At 49.1% G+C, this 13,891-nt stretch carries 14 protein-coding genes; 5 read left to right on the top strand and 9 right to left on the bottom strand.

Annotated features, from left to right (window positions below; all coding sequences use genetic code 11):
* Nucleotides 1-10: 10 nt before the first annotated feature.
* The 6 genes from DEALK_RS08570 to DEALK_RS08545 all read right to left on the bottom strand — a co-directional run bounded on the left by DEALK_RS08570 (nucleotide 11) and on the right by DEALK_RS08545 (nucleotide 7,286).
* Nucleotides 11-1,489 (bottom strand): B12-binding domain-containing radical SAM protein, encoded by a 1,479-nt coding sequence (locus tag DEALK_RS08570; RefSeq protein WP_058439812.1) that lies wholly within the window; start codon nucleotides 1,487-1,489, stop codon nucleotides 11-13.
* Nucleotides 1,489-2,991: a B12-binding domain-containing radical SAM protein gene (locus DEALK_RS08565; RefSeq protein WP_065128748.1), complete on the bottom strand. Its 1,503-nt coding sequence runs from the start codon at nucleotides 2,989-2,991 to the stop codon at nucleotides 1,489-1,491. The genes DEALK_RS08570 and DEALK_RS08565 overlap by 1 nt, the downstream gene beginning before the upstream one ends.
* A gap of 15 nt (nucleotides 2,992-3,006) precedes the next feature.
* Nucleotides 3,007-3,822, bottom strand: a complete 816-nt coding sequence (locus DEALK_RS08560; RefSeq protein WP_058439810.1) for a radical SAM protein — start codon at nucleotides 3,820-3,822, stop codon at nucleotides 3,007-3,009.
* An 884-nt stretch (nucleotides 3,823-4,706) separates the two neighbouring features.
* Nucleotides 4,707-5,381, bottom strand: coding sequence for a response regulator transcription factor (locus DEALK_RS08555; protein ID WP_058439809.1), 675 nt, complete (start codon nucleotides 5,379-5,381; stop codon nucleotides 4,707-4,709).
* The gene (locus DEALK_RS08550) at nucleotides 5,378-6,415 is read right to left on the bottom strand and encodes a sensor histidine kinase (protein ID WP_186007595.1); all 1,038 of its coding nucleotides are present in this window, start codon (nucleotides 6,413-6,415) and stop codon (nucleotides 5,378-5,380) included. Before DEALK_RS08550 ends, DEALK_RS08555 begins: the two co-directional genes overlap by 4 nt.
* Nucleotides 6,416-7,088: 673 nt before the next feature.
* Nucleotides 7,089-7,286 (bottom strand): helix-turn-helix domain-containing protein, encoded by a 198-nt coding sequence (locus tag DEALK_RS08545; RefSeq protein WP_058439807.1) that lies wholly within the window; start codon nucleotides 7,284-7,286, stop codon nucleotides 7,089-7,091.
* A gap of 175 nt (nucleotides 7,287-7,461) precedes the next feature.
* Between DEALK_RS08545 and DEALK_RS08540 the strand changes: the two genes are divergently transcribed.
* From DEALK_RS08540 to DEALK_RS08525, 4 genes are all read left to right on the top strand, one after another.
* A complete protein-coding gene (locus DEALK_RS08540) occupies nucleotides 7,462-8,820 on the top strand; it encodes an arsenate reductase/protein-tyrosine-phosphatase family protein (RefSeq protein ID WP_058439806.1) in 1,359 nt (452 codons plus the stop codon).
* A gap of 54 nt (nucleotides 8,821-8,874) precedes the next feature.
* Nucleotides 8,875-9,138: a hypothetical protein gene (locus DEALK_RS08535; RefSeq protein WP_144437098.1), complete on the top strand. Its 264-nt coding sequence runs from the start codon at nucleotides 8,875-8,877 to the stop codon at nucleotides 9,136-9,138.
* Nucleotides 9,139-9,199: 61 nt separating this feature from the next.
* A complete protein-coding gene (locus DEALK_RS08530) occupies nucleotides 9,200-9,673 on the top strand; it encodes a Rossmann-fold NAD(P)-binding domain-containing protein (RefSeq protein WP_058439804.1) in 474 nt (157 codons plus the stop codon).
* A gap of 29 nt (nucleotides 9,674-9,702) precedes the next feature.
* On the top strand, nucleotides 9,703-10,203 hold the full coding sequence (locus DEALK_RS08525) for an arsenate reductase/protein-tyrosine-phosphatase family protein (protein ID WP_058439803.1): 501 nt from the start codon (nucleotides 9,703-9,705) through the stop codon (nucleotides 10,201-10,203).
* Between the two features lie 159 nt (nucleotides 10,204-10,362).
* Here the strand turns inward: DEALK_RS08525 and DEALK_RS08520 are convergent, their stop codons facing one another.
* From DEALK_RS08520 to DEALK_RS08510, 3 genes are all read right to left on the bottom strand, one after another.
* Nucleotides 10,363-11,187, bottom strand: coding sequence for a maleylpyruvate isomerase N-terminal domain-containing protein (locus tag DEALK_RS08520; protein WP_065128872.1), 825 nt, complete (start codon nucleotides 11,185-11,187; stop codon nucleotides 10,363-10,365).
* Between the two features lie 172 nt (nucleotides 11,188-11,359).
* On the bottom strand, nucleotides 11,360-11,971 hold the full coding sequence (locus tag DEALK_RS08515; RefSeq protein WP_058439801.1) for a hypothetical protein: 612 nt from the start codon (nucleotides 11,969-11,971) through the stop codon (nucleotides 11,360-11,362).
* Nucleotides 11,972-12,216: 245 nt separating this feature from the next.
* Complete coding sequence (locus DEALK_RS08510; protein WP_058439800.1) at nucleotides 12,217-12,921, bottom strand: Crp/Fnr family transcriptional regulator; 705 nt, start codon at nucleotides 12,919-12,921, stop codon at nucleotides 12,217-12,219.
* Between the two features lie 310 nt (nucleotides 12,922-13,231).
* On the opposite strand from DEALK_RS08510, the gene DEALK_RS08505 reads away from it, so the two are divergent.
* Entirely contained in the window at nucleotides 13,232-13,651 is a 420-nt protein-coding gene (locus DEALK_RS08505; protein WP_058439799.1) for a pyridoxamine 5'-phosphate oxidase family protein, read from the top strand.
* Nucleotides 13,652-13,891: the final 240 nt, after the last annotated feature.

Raw genomic sequence — 13,891 nt, 5'->3', positions numbered from 1 at the left:
GCAAGCATTCTCAACGGGCGGCGGCCGCCGCCGATTTGGCATATTCGTTTGCTGATTTGGGAGCCTCGGGTGCCGCTAAAGTCTTTTTAACAACCTTGTAGTAACCGTTCACCTGGATGTGGAACTTGGCAAGCTCCCAGAGCTCACGGAAAAATTTCTTCGGGTCGGTGATGGCTGTCCAAAAATAAGATGGATTATGTTTGAGGGTGAAACGGAACCGCTGCGCCGCGTAGGAAACGCGCCAACGGGCGGCTGCTTCCGCCATCATATCATCCGGCACTTCTGAAATATTCACCTGATTGGAGAAGCGCATCAAATATTGAGGCCAATCCTCGATTTTTTCCGGCAGATTTACGAGACCATGATTAACACAGTGTTCAAATAAAGCGCTACCCGGAAAAGGAACGAAACGGTTATACATGTAATAGGGATTGTCAAGCCGTTTAAGCATTTCATGGGTGGCCTGAAAATCCTCGAGCGTTTCGGTTGGAAAGCCGTACATGATATACACTGATGTTCGGATCTTGTATTTGACCAATGTCCAAAACGTTCTCTCCATCTCGGGAACGGTGATGTCCTTCTGGATAAAATCAAGCATTCGCTGACTGCCGTGTTCCAATCCCAGTCCGACGGCAGTACAGCCCGCCCGTTTCATAAGGGCGATATCCGATTCTGACAGGTCGGCGCGAGAGTCGCACGACCAGCTGATTTTTATTTTTCGGTCGATAATCAATCGGCAGAACTCGCGTAGACGTTTACGGTTAAATGTGAAGTTGTCTTCATTGAAGCGGACATGTTTCGCCCCGTATTCTCTCTGGACGTGCTGGATCTGTTCGATGATGCGCTCTGCCGGCAAATAGCCGATATAATCTTTGTTATAGGATTTGTTGTAGCAAAAAGCGCAGCGGTGAGCACAGCCGCGGGAGGTGTTTAAGCCTATACCTGAGTATTTCTTTACGTCCACCAGATGCCAGGCCGGGTCAGGCATGTCCACGAGGTTCCGGATAAATTCACGTTTCTGGTTGACGACTATTTCATCGTCGCGCCGGAAAGCTAGTCCTTTAATCTCATCGAGCGCCGGAGTGCCGATTCTAAGATGTTCCAGGAGTTCGAGCATGGTGTATTCACCGGCACCGATGGCAACAAAGTCAACGCAATCCTCAAGCATTGTTTGGGTTGTCATGATCGATGGGTGGACGTTACCCCATACAATCTTTGTTTCCGGCAACAATGATTTAAATTCACGCGATTGGATCAGTGATCCCGCCAGGTTTGGTCCCGTGATGACTGAAAAACCTATGACATCAGGATTGAAATCGACGAAGTCCTTCGGTTCACGGTCGTCGACGTACCCATCATAAATCTGCACCTGGTGGCCGTGGCGTTCGAGGAATGAGGCGATATACAACAGGCCGTTAGGCAGGTTGGTATATGCCTGATAATAATGGCGGTATGCTTTATCCGCTGATGTTACAAGCAGGACTTTCATCAGGATACCTCTCCCCCTCGGGTAACTTGTTTGGTTTGCAGGCGGGGACTTTCAGACCCGCCGCTGTGTCTATTCTTCTTTATAAGTTTGGACAGCCACGACTGAGAACCGTTGGTCGGATCAAGCATGATATCGATGTAATATTTCCCGAGATCCCAGACCGACCGGAAAAATTCGCGCGGCCGCTTTACAGCGTCTAAGAAAAAGGCGGGATTATGACGGAGCATGAAACGGACCCGGCGTGTAGCATAGCTGCGCCTGAAATCCGACATCGCTTCATCCATCTTCTGTTGAGGTACCTGGGATAAATTTATTTCGTTGGCGCACTGAATGGGGAAATCAGCCCACTCTTGAAGTGTCCGGGGGGTCTTCAATAGCCCGTGTTCGAGGCAGTAATCAAAAAGGACGGTACCCGGGTAAGGCACAAATTTCATATACAGATATGGCGGGGAGTCGAGGCGCTTCATGAACGTCAGGCTCTCGTTGAAATCTTCAACCGACTCGGTAGGGTACCCGTACATCATGAAAAGGGTGGGAATGATATGATGCTTCGCCAGCAGCCAGAAGGTGGATTCCATCTCTGAGACAGTACCTTTGTTGATGAAGGATAGCATTCTCTGGCTGCCGGTCTCGATCTCAAAGAGCACGGAGGTGCAACCGGCTTTTTTCATCAGCCGGACGGTTTCTTCATCAAGAGCGCCTGATACCGGCGCATTCCAAGTGATTTTCCATTTCTTATGGATCACCAACCGGCAAAACTGATGCAGCCTTTCACGGTTAATAACAAAACGTTCACCGGAAAAATAGATATGCTGGATGCCGTACTTTTTGTGAAGCAGCTCCATTTGGGCAACGATCCGTTCTGCCGAAAGGTCGCACATGTTGCCGCCGTAGAATGTGGGATCAGAGCAGATGGTGCATTTGAAAGGGCAGCCGCGTGAGGTATTTAAGGTCACATCGGAATATCTATTTACATCAATAAGATGCCAGGCTGGATCCGGCAGGCTATCCAAATCGGCCATAAAGGGTCGTGGTTCATTAATGATAATCATGCCGTCGCTGTTTTTAAAGGCCAAGCCTTTTATGGAAGAGTAATCGGTGGAGTTTTTCTCCAGATGATCCGCAAGTTCGGCGATGGTGAATTCACCAGGTCCTATTACGGCATAATCGGCGCAAGATTCCCGTAGCACTTCCGCAGGGTAGGCGCTGGCGTGACGGAAGCCCCATGCGATCTTGACCCCGGGGAACAGGTTTTTAAATTCAGATGATTGAGTTAATGCATCGGTGATATTTGGGCCTGTGGCGACGCAAAAACCTACCAACTGGGGACAAAAATCGAGAAAATCCACCGGGCGCTTTTTATCGAGGTTGCAGTCGACAAGTTTGACCTGATGGCCGCGGCTCTCAAGCATACCCCCGATAGACAGCATTTCATCAGGGAACTTAGTATATCCGGGAACAGTGCCGTAAGACCGGGATGGAATAACAAGAAGGATCCTCATCGTTTTTAACTCAGGTTAAGCATACACCAGGTGGCGTGATTCCACTGCTGGCGCCAACTCGGCGGCATCTAGTTCAGCCTCGGTCGGGAAAATGCTTTTCACTCCGAACTCCCGCGGCTCCGAACCCTTGTATGCGTATACATTATTCAGGTGCTTCGAGGCTGCCTCCACTGCCCGGTCAACCTCATCTGCCGTCGGCCTTCGCCATGGATTATTTCCGGCTTTGAAATAAGCATCAATTTGGTATCGGATATTCTTATCAACACTTGCGATGAATTTTGCGATTTGTTCTATTTCCTGATAATCGATATAGCCTGGAATGAGCACCGTCTCAGCCATCATCGGAACACCGGAGTGGAATATTCTGGGGAAGTTTTCCAGGATAGTTCTGTTAGATTCGCCGGTATACTCACGGTGGAGGTTTTCATTAAAAGCTTTCAGCCCGACGGCGACTTTATCAAAATGTCTCAGATCGGGCATGACAAAAGCATTGGTCAGGAGTACGTTGGTAGTTCCAAGATGCCGGTGAAGCGCTTCAGCGATGAACGGCATCTGGGGATCCAGCGAAGCCTCCTGGCCTTCAAAGAGGACCCACTTAGCCTCCAAACCGACCAGCGTATCGATGACGTCGTTAAATGCCATGAACCGTTCCGGGGCCGCCGCCAGACCCCTGGGTTCCGCCAGGTGCAGGTGCATATTCCGATCCAGCATGAAGTCATAAACCACCTTCTGGCAGACGCAACCTTTGCACTTGATATTGCATCCCCAAAAATGAAGGTAGACCTGCTTGGTAGATTCAGCGAAAGCGATGTTGTAGACGTTTGTTTGCATTGTTCCCTCTTATCTACTAATTAAGTTCGGCAAGCCCGGCGGTGAACCCCGATTACGCCCAGGGTTGCCCACGGGAGGGGTTCCACAGTACCTTCCAAGCCGGCTGAGTCGCGCAACCAGCTTTCCCTGGTTTCCCCCACCGCAGAGCTTGCCGCGATACATTCGCTGTTTAGAGCCCACGATTAAACGATAATGAATAGTAATTAGATACTGACTTGTGGCTGCATTTTGTCGTCCAGATCCGATCAGCCTGCATGATGCAAGCTTCGTCTAGCGAGGTATAGGCAAACGGCAACCGCATGACGAAAGGCTTTTCCGGACCCTCGACCTCGATAGGTGTATTGGAATTGAGATCAGAGGTAATGGATGGTTGGACTGTTTTCATGACAACTGACTCCTCGGTTCGGTCGGCCTGATAAGGTTATGAGTTCGGCGATTGACAGCAGGTTTGGGGCAAATAGCATTGCTCCGATGAGGTAACAAAAAGCTGTCTCTGACACGCCGGGGTTTTTGTTCCCTGCCCAGCCTGCAGGTTAAAGCGGCCGCTGATCCAATTGCAGGCTCGTTAACAACCCGAAAGGTTTTGGGGAGTCTATTAGCCAGTCTTAAGAAAGTCCGATCCCCCTTCCCCTCTTGATATCCACCAGCACATTTCGGTTTCTTAATCACGGGTACACTTTACAATGGAAAAGCGTTAATTATCAGTTAAGATGAGTTAAAATGGGTTAACACGATGGCAGACCAAAGCTAAAACAAACAAAAAATCAGTATAAATGCTTAGGCAGATGTTGTACTAAAGTACAATAGGTACTAGTACCATATTAAGAAATAATTATACTATGGTCGCGGTCCGAAATAACCTGGTGTGGATTTCAAGGACCTATTTAATCAGGCGAAAACATATAACCCTGACCGGGCTTGTTGACGATCAATTTTGAGTCGCTTGGATCAAGCTTTTTTCGAATGTGATGAATATGGACTCTGAGATCGTCTGCGGTAGCGGCGTGGTGTTCGCCCCAGATTTTTACCGCCAATGTTTCAGCGCTGACAAACTGGCCGGCTTGTTTTATCAGGGTCTGCATTATCTGTCCCTGTATAGGGGTCAGATGGAACACCTGCTGGCCGTGATATAGTTCAGTTAATGTCTTCCCGAAACGCCACAGTCCATGGCTGACTTTAAGGTCCTGATCCCCCTGGTGGCTTCGACGGGTTATCGCCTTGATCCTTGCCAGAAGTTCCATCTGCCGGAATGGCTTGGTCAGATAGTCATCAGCCCCAAGCGTCAGAGCCTTCACGACGTCGCGTTCGTCGACTCGGACTGTCAACATGAGAATGGGAACGTCAGAGAACAGCCTTATGGCTTTAACAATTTCAAAACCATTGGTATCGGGCAAACCAATATCCAAAATGACCGCATCCGGGGGTTCGCTCTCAAGCGCATTCATACCTTGTTCCCCGGTTACCGCTTTAATGAGTTTGATGTCAGGCCAGCCGAGTTCGAAGGTAAGCTCTACTAGTTCAAGCACATTTGGGTCATCTTCGATTATCAGTATTTTCAAGTTTGAAGCTCCGAGTTGGCGGATATAGCTGGCTCAACTGGAAGAGTGATCTCAAAGCAGCAGCCTCTGGAATTATCAGTAACCTTCACATCGCCGCCATGTAATTCGATAAGCAGTTTGGACAGGGTTAATTCCAACCCGAGAGTACTGAAATGATCCCGATCCAGCGTCAATACGGAATAAGGCGCTGAGATAACCGCAGATAGTCGGTCAGGAAAGTTAAGGCAGGTAGTGATAATACGAACTATCATTGCCTGGTTTAACAATCCAAGCGTCAACCTAACCTCCGCTCCAAGGCTGCTTCGTTTGATAGCGCATTTCACAAGATGTCCCATGCTTTCACGCAGCCGTCGCCGGTCGCCGGTCACCTCATAACTGCGGTCCGTCGACTCGACGTGGAGGTTTATTCCCTTGTCTGCAGCCTCGGGCTGAAGAGAGTCAACTACCTGCTGGCATAATTCGCTGAGTTCTACCTGCTGGTAATCAAGTACCAGCGTTCCCATTTCGCCGCGTATCAACTCGAACAACTCACCGATCCGCGAATTCAACTCTATGGCTCCGAGGTTGATCTGTTTTGCGAGTCGGGCCGGAGTCCCATCGGGTAGACGGTTGACCAGCATCTCGCTCGCCGCCAGAATCGGAGTCAGGGGATTTTTTAACTCATGGACGGCGGCTCGAGTGAGGTTTGACTGGCGTTGCCGCCGGTTTCCGTCTGATACATCGGGGCTTTCTGTGGCAAATCCGAAAATATTAACATAATCATGGCCAGGGACCGGGACAATTTGCAGTCTATAGGTAATATTGTCAACCTTCTCGTGGGACCATCGAGTGGACATCGTCTGAATCGCGTCTTCGATGAGACGTTTATAAGGTTTGGGCACTAGTCCTCCGAAAGCGCAATCCCACTTTCGGCACAATTCGAGGCTTCCCGGATTGGAATAAAGGATAACCCCATCCTTGGAAGCCCGGATTACAGGATTAGGATTTTCTTCGTATATGCCCAGTCCATCAATAGGGTTTAGTCCGGTACCCAAAACACCGCCTAGAGATTCAGTTCGGGTGTATTCGCGGACCAAATCCTCACTCCCCTCCATGGCACCAACTCAACTAGCGGCTGAAGTTAAGACAAGAGTTTTAAAAGATTATGATAGAGTTGCTGAACGTTAACTATTATAATGTGCCATTCTGGGGAAATCAACGGAATTGTAGACAGGTGAGAGTGTAATAAATACACTAATCAAGGCTACAAACTCTCAATAACAATGCTAGAGCCTTATCATTAGTATTAACGCATTCGGCAGAATCCGTCGGTATATCGAAATTTACAGAATTCTTACATTAAACAGTATGTGAAGAATAAAGGTGGCTGGCAAAAGAGGGTTTTGAGATGCACCGTGTTTTTACGTCCAAGGTTAGGAGAAGAGGATAGAATTCTATCTACTGAACACAATGGTGGGCGCTCGCAGTCAATACACAGAACCGTGAGTCTGGTTTTCAGCCTCGCCCCGGAACATTCTACGCGGTTGGTTTAATCTAGTCTATTACCGGTCATAAGATAGACGGGCATTCCTGGCGGGATGTCCTCTGGTTCGTCATCCCCTTCGTCATCGAAAACCCATCCCAAGGTTGGGTCGTATACCGCTGCCGTCCAAACCCTGTCTCGGTGCGCGGACAGGTGTCCAGTAGGCTGGGACATCTGTCCAAGCGCTAATGTTCCTTGATCCATTGAACTAGCTCTTCTTTAAGGAACACCCGGCGCCGTCCCAGCTTGTGGGAAGGCAGTCCTTGCTTGATGAGCTTGTACATCGTGTCATGAGACACGCCAAGACATCGCTGGGCTTCGGAAAAGGTCAGGTATACCCTCTCCATGTCCTTGTCGCTCTTATCGACTTTCTCTCGCGGCATTTCCGAACTCCTACGTTGCCAAGATACTAACTAGTCTAGGTGTGGCTGGCACTACTAGGTTCGGAACTGACATTAATTGACAAATTTAGGACATTAATTTTAGAATCTTGCCCGGCCCAAATTTTCTTCAACAGGAGGTTTTGAAGCAGCCAACACAAAAGAAAAAGGAGGTTTCATGAATTATCTGTTCGTTTGCAGGGCCAATCAATGCCGCAGCGCCATGGCCGAGGTGCTATTCAAGAAGTTCGCCAGAGAAAACAAGCTGGAGCACGAAGCCAAATCGTGCGGTACCAAGGCTGCCTATTACGGCGAAGGCGCTCCAATGACATATGACGCGGCGGATGCGCTTTCGGTTTACGACAATATCGCCTCCTGGGTGCAAGCCCACCATTCTAAACAGGTGTCTCGAAACCTCGTCGATTGGGCGGATAAGGTCATTGTCCTGGACCCTGAGAGCCGGGACGATCTCCTTAAGTGGTTCCCCAATATCAAATCCAGACTTCTTTTCTGGGACGTTGCTGACCCGACCGGAGATGAAAGCCATGGGGAAAACCGTTTCAGAGCGCATTCCGCTACCGCCGTGCTGCTTGAAGCATGGATGCGCCTTTGCTGGCTGGCGCCAGCTTATGATCCCAAAACCCCTGACACTCCCCAGAAGATTCTCTTCGTCTGCCTTGGAAACACCCGCCGGAGTCCCATGGCTGCGGCTTTGTATGCTCATTACTCCCGCTTTGCCGGCCGTAAGGATGTCGTTGCTTCAAGGGGCATTTCGACCGCGAAAGGGTGGCCGCCCAGCCCCGAAGCAGTCCAGGTTGTGGCAGAACAGGGTGTCAACCTCAAGAATCACCGATCGGTGCCGCTCACCATTGGCGATCTTCATGATTTCGATCTGATCCTCGCCCTCGAAAGGTCTATCGCCGAATCGATTAAAGCCGGTTTCCCCATTGAAAACGATTGCCGGGTATTTTCGCTCGGTGAGTTCATGGGCAACCCGTCCCTCGATTTCAAGGACCCGATCGGTAAATCCATTGGCTGGTACCGAAACATGGCCGGAGTGCTTGAGTACACGTCTGAGATGCTGGCGTTCAGGCTTAATCACCCGGAAGCCATTTTCAACGGGAAAGGAGAAGGCGCAATGAAAGTGCATGGTGAAAGAATGAGCCCGAGGATCGCGGCGAAGAAGATCAAGGCTGGTTCGTGGGACGACGGTGTCCAGAATGAGCGGATGAAAAATCTGGCAGCCTGGGTGAAGAACAACTTTGAAACCAGTCTTATCAAGGACGGCACACGGTATCTTAATATGTCTTCCAAGCGCCTGGGGGCGGAAGGGAGCCCGGTCTTGGTTGGGATCCCGAGGGGAAAAACGGTATCTAAAATTATCCTGAGAAAGGGCGAGTACGGTGACGCCGATCCGCGGCATCTGGTTCAAGAGAATAAATCTGGGGACAAAATAGTGGAAGTCAGCAAAGACACCCCGGAAGAATTATACGAATACATCAAGGGACTTGTCAGATACGCTCACGACCACCTGTGATCGCCGGTTAAGCCTATCAGTTGGAACCAAATCCGTTTCGTCTCGGAGGGCAACGTGGCTAGCGCTCTAAAAGTGAAAAACGCCGAGGCAATCCCGATCATCAAATTCGCCCACGAACACGGTTTCATCATTCACGCGATGGGGTATGAGTATTACCTCAATGGCGTGAAACGGTTCGGGCACTGCCCGTGCGATAAAATGCGTCCCGCGTGCCCGTGTCCCCAGTCGATAGAGGAAGTTGAAAGCAAAGGCCACTGCTTGTGCGGGCTTTTCTGGAAAGACTACGGGGTATACCTTAAAGAGAAATACGGCCGGTAAACGATGGGTTACTCTACCCGGTCGACGATCAAGCTCGCATTCGTCCGAGGAGGAACCGAGAATGACAAACGCAAATGGAACTGAGGTCAACAATGCGGATTTTGTCGGCGAATGGGCTGAGCATTGGTGCCACATGGTGGACCTTTTCATCAACATTCTACGCACCGATAAACCAGCCTCGGAGCGCCGTCTACCGAGTCCTACTGAGAACGATTCGTACGTTCAGCTTCGGAATTGGTTTGGCGACCACGAAGTAAAGTTTCGGGGACTCTGGGGATTATTCTGTGAAACTAGACTTGACACTTTGGAACTAGAACATGCCTGGCTCAGGGAAAGATGGCAAAATCCATTCCAATTCTTTTACCAATCCGAGACGATTCACGAACTTTTCGTTGAACTGGGCGTCCAGCAATCACCCGACGTTGAATGGAACCCGAATGAGGATAAATCATGGGAGGTTACGGTAACGGGGTTGCAGCTCGGGGCTATCCTTGCAGAATTCTTCGTTTGGGCCGGTGGGGAAACCGGTGAGTAACCAACATCGATGGAGAAGGAGGAGTTGAAATGAAAAAGATTCTGTTTGTCTGCTATGGCAATACCTGCCGCAGCCCGATGGCCGAGGCGCTCTACAAAGCTAACATGGGCGAACGCCAGGATGAAGTCTTTTCCTGTGGAACCGGCGCCGAGGACGGCTATCCGGCCAGTCCTGGATCGATCAAGGCGATTGCCAGATTCAAGGACACTTCTGGCCGCCCGCTTCGCCTGGATAATCATAGATCCCGAGCCTTGAGTCCCCGATTACTGGAATCGGCTGATCTTGTGCTCACCACCGACATCGGCAGAGCTCACTCGGTCAAACGATTCTCGCCGGAGGAAGCCTATAAGGTATTCACCATCGGCGAATTTATCGGTTCAGAAGACCAGGTGTCTGATCCCCTTGGCGGTACTGATGCGGATTACCGGCGATGCGCCGAACAACTGGATACGATGACCAGGTTAGTGGCTAAACGTCTCAATGACATCGAGACAACCAGTCTGACACTGTTTGAAAACCAGGTTGGATGATCATTTATCGCCGGTGCCCAGTTTTGACGCGGCCACCGGCATTGGGCGAACAATATGACACACTGAGTTGGTCACAAAAGCAGAGAATGTGTTACTGCTCATTTTACCTAAGGAATATGAGGATGCAAGTCGATGTGCAGGGATTGGAAGTTAGTGCTTCTATGCCATGATTGACACAGTCTCAAGAACCTTATAACCAAGCGTTTTGTTCCCGAGGATTTCCACTTGATGCCGAGCGGTATTCGGATCCAAGCTTCTTGTAAATAAGCGCCAAGCCACACTCTGATCAATCTTCACCTGGCTGACCGGGTGTAATGGGTGTCCGACAAACAATTCCCAACCCGATTCTCCTCTAACCAGCGCCCACTCTCCGCCAGCTTCCCCAACGATTTGGACTCCAATGCTCGTGCCAAGAATGGCGTCCGTGTTACCAAAAGTTCGTAGCAAGCCACGGATGAATGTATCCAACACCGGAGCCAGCCAAACCGATTCCATCATCAAAGGGCGGCCAACAGCCTGGCGAATATGTTGCTGATGCAACCATTTCTCTGTGTATTCGCGCGCGATGTCAAACCAATTTGGTGGGATTTGATCACTTGCCCATGCCACCGTGATTTCTGCCGATCCATGTAGATCTAGGCTTTGAAAGTGACGTGCGAGGAGACGATCTGTCAGTTCAATCAATTCGATGATGATATGCGGACTAATCCGTCTTGAGGCTTTAACCCAAAGAGCATTGTCCTCATTTATTTGTTCCAACAATTCATCGTAGAGCAAGATTGGAGCAGGAGAAGATTCGGTTCGGTTCCAGAGTCGGCCGAAGTTGCCGCCCAGCAGGTGCGCGGCAACTTCTTTCACAGTCCATGGCAAACATACGGTCGGTTTTACCCAATCTTCTGGAGTTAGGGACTTGAGGACTCCAAGCAGTTCTTTGCTAAGTGGTAGAAAAAGTTGGGTTGTGTAGATCGGACCAATTGGTTTCACAAGCATATTCTAATTGGTATAAGAATAGGTTCTCAACTCTAGACAAACGATTTAAAGTCTTACGACCTGATCCTATCTTATTTCGGCCCTATCAAACCTTGAATTGTGGACCCGTTTCAGTAGTCAAGGTAGAGGTCGCAACTCAAGCGATTGCACAACTGCCAATCGGAAATCATTCCTTAAATAAGGTAAGAATCCTGGTAACGATTACTACAAGAAACCCCAATCCGAAAGCTATTTCACCGTAATACAACAATCCCCCCAAAACCGAGGCTGGGTCAAACTTTGATCCCATCGCAGTGATCACCCCGATGCTATATCTGAGGCTTTCAGTAATTGTGACGAATGAAGGATAAAAATTATCGGTTCTAAATTGATAGGCCAAAATCCCGAATATAATAAACAATTCGAAGTAATTCATTGTTGCAAGTGCTAAGCTTCGAACAGGCGATAAGGCTTTCACCCTGTGTTTTAGGAATGTGTGGAACCAAGCTTGTGAGATATCTAATAAACGCCAGATGATTACTAGTAGTAATAAGGCCGGAAGAGAACCGGCAATCCCTATAGCCCAAGCCAATACCAGGAGACAAACCAACCAAAAAGTTACGTAGACCTCAACGACAAGGCGTGTTGGAGACCAAATTATCTTAAAACGGCGGACCAACCATGTGACGAGGTTCAAGGGAGAAACGACTTGGAATGCTCTGAAAAACTTCTTTAAGGTTGGTTCAATGAAAGTGCGTTCTTGATTCTCCATCGCAGTATTCCCATCCACCGTTTCCATTCATCTGGATTTTATGCCCCCTGAGTATGCGCAATCAAGCGACAAAAAGCCGAAGACACAAAATGACGGAATGTGCAATCGGAGGGGGAGACGGAGGAGAGTCGGACTATACCGGAAACACGGGAGGTCCTGGGTTGGCTGTTAATGAAACGGACCGAGAGTCTACAACCTTCGGTTTGTTGTTAATGCATAGTCCTCTAGGAGTCTAACTCCGCCTGAAATTCCTTTAATGCAAAAGCATCCAATTATTGAGTCCTCTGGAAACAATCGCAGCTCGCAGTGTGACCCTTAATAGGGAGGGTTTCTTTTGACAAAGGTTCACTTAAAAACCATTTACTTACCACCAACTTGTGATCGAAATCGTCCTTCACAATGCCGGCAAGTTTAAGTGACTTCATAACGTTTGTAACCATGACCCGGGAGGCCCCAACCAAGGCGCCAAGATCATCATGAGTCAACCTGAAGTTCAGTTTCATCCCATCTAGGGTTTCCTGGCCGTGTTCCGTGGCAAGCCGAGCTAATGTGCGACAAAGGCTGGAGCGGGTGTCATAAATAGCGACGTCGGCCAGTTGCTCGGTTATCCGCCTAATCTTGTCTCCCAGGGTTTTAATCACTTTTAGCGATAGTTGGCTATTCTGCGTAAGGAATCCCTCAAAATCACTCTTATAACAGGAACATAGCCGAGAGTCCTCCTCGGCAACGGCACCAAAGGTGCGTAACGAATCATCGAAGAGAACTTCTTCCCCAAACAATTGATTGGCGGTCAAATACCCAAGGACAATTTCCTTACCATACTCCGAGGTCTTTATCAGTTTCACCCTGCCTTTAGTCACCAGGTATTCGTCCTTAAGATATTCTGGCCGTCGAAAAAGTTTACGGATTTCTCCCTTTTCTCGCTCTTCCAGAGATTCAAATAGCCACATATCCGCCATACAGTTCAAGTACGTCATCTATTCCTCCACGTAACTCGCCTATTTTACAGCAAGCCATAGCATCAAGTTTGTAAACTATTTTACCGACTTCGCTCACATTATGATGCCAAAATGGACCAAAACACGAAAGGAGGGATCGTTCATGGCGACTTGGGCGTTCATATTCATTTTGGCGGCTGGCATCTGTGGTTTTACTCTCAAAACAGTTCACAATCCGTTGAAAGGTTTCATTACCGCCAAGCTTTTTTGGGTGCACCTATTGCTGGGTCTCACGGCGATGACTCTCGCTATCATCTCATTATTGGACTAATCAAGAAGGAGAATTGTTATGGCCAAGATGTCAAAAGAGGTTATTGGACTGTTTCAAGATCCCGGAGTCCCCAAGATGGTGGCAACGATAAGCCGTGCTGGTGAACTCAATGTCACCCCCAAAACGAGTATGACAGCAATTGACGACGAAACGCTTGCTTTCGCCGACTTGTACGGCCGCACCACAAGGACATTCAAGAATCTCGAGGAAACAAAAAAGGTGGCGATTGTGGCAATGAAATTGCCGGTTGCTCAACCATTCACCACTTACCAGGTTAAAGGCACCTTTCAGAAATACCTAACTTCTGGGCCAGTGTTTGATACATTCGCTAAGGCTCTCAAAGAAGCTATGGGGGTGACTATTAGTGGAGTCGGCACGGTTAAAGTGGATGCCGTATATTCCCAGTCACCGCAGGATAAGGGGAAGCTAATGGCTTAGGAACTTGCAGGAGCCAACTGGTCATGCAAGAGGGCCCCGATCCCTCTTGCTTGTTTTGAGGGGCTACCTTCAAATAAAAAGATTAATTCAACATTCTAACAGATTGTTCAGGTCACAACGGCAGATGTTGTTACTTGGACTGGGAGTCAGAATTCCCCGGGGACTCGGCCCGCCTAGATTGTTTGTCCAATAAGCCAATGGAGAGGCTGAAGAAGCCCCTCCATTGGCCATAGGTTATCT

The organism is Dehalogenimonas alkenigignens, from assembly GCF_001466665.1.
GTDB classification, from domain to species: Bacteria; Chloroflexota; Dehalococcoidia; order Dehalococcoidales; family Dehalococcoidaceae; genus Dehalogenimonas; species Dehalogenimonas alkenigignens.
Note: the sequence above shows the minus strand (reverse complement) of the source record. Positions and strands in the feature narration are given on the sequence as shown.

Coding starts and splice junctions, on each gene's coding strand:
- DEALK_RS08570 (WP_058439812.1), bottom strand. CDS start 1,489: ATGAAAGTCCTGCTTGTAACATCAGCGGATAAAGCATACCGCCATTAT.
- DEALK_RS08565 (WP_065128748.1), bottom strand. CDS start 2,991: ATGAGGATCCTTCTTGTTATTCCATCCCGGTCTTACGGCACTGTTCCC.
- DEALK_RS08560 (WP_058439810.1), bottom strand. CDS start 3,822: ATGCAAACAAACGTCTACAACATCGCTTTCGCTGAATCTACCAAGCAG.
- DEALK_RS08545 (WP_058439807.1), bottom strand. CDS start 7,286: ATGCCGCGAGAGAAAGTCGATAAGAGCGACAAGGACATGGAGAGGGTA.
- DEALK_RS08540 (WP_058439806.1), top strand. CDS start 7,462: ATGAATTATCTGTTCGTTTGCAGGGCCAATCAATGCCGCAGCGCCATG.
- DEALK_RS08530 (WP_058439804.1), top strand. CDS start 9,200: ATGACAAACGCAAATGGAACTGAGGTCAACAATGCGGATTTTGTCGGC.
- DEALK_RS08525 (WP_058439803.1), top strand. CDS start 9,703: ATGAAAAAGATTCTGTTTGTCTGCTATGGCAATACCTGCCGCAGCCCG.
- DEALK_RS08515 (WP_058439801.1), bottom strand. CDS start 11,971: ATGGAAACGGTGGATGGGAATACTGCGATGGAGAATCAAGAACGCACT.
- DEALK_RS08510 (WP_058439800.1), bottom strand. CDS start 12,921: ATGACGTACTTGAACTGTATGGCGGATATGTGGCTATTTGAATCTCTG.
- DEALK_RS08505 (WP_058439799.1), top strand. CDS start 13,232: ATGGCCAAGATGTCAAAAGAGGTTATTGGACTGTTTCAAGATCCCGGA.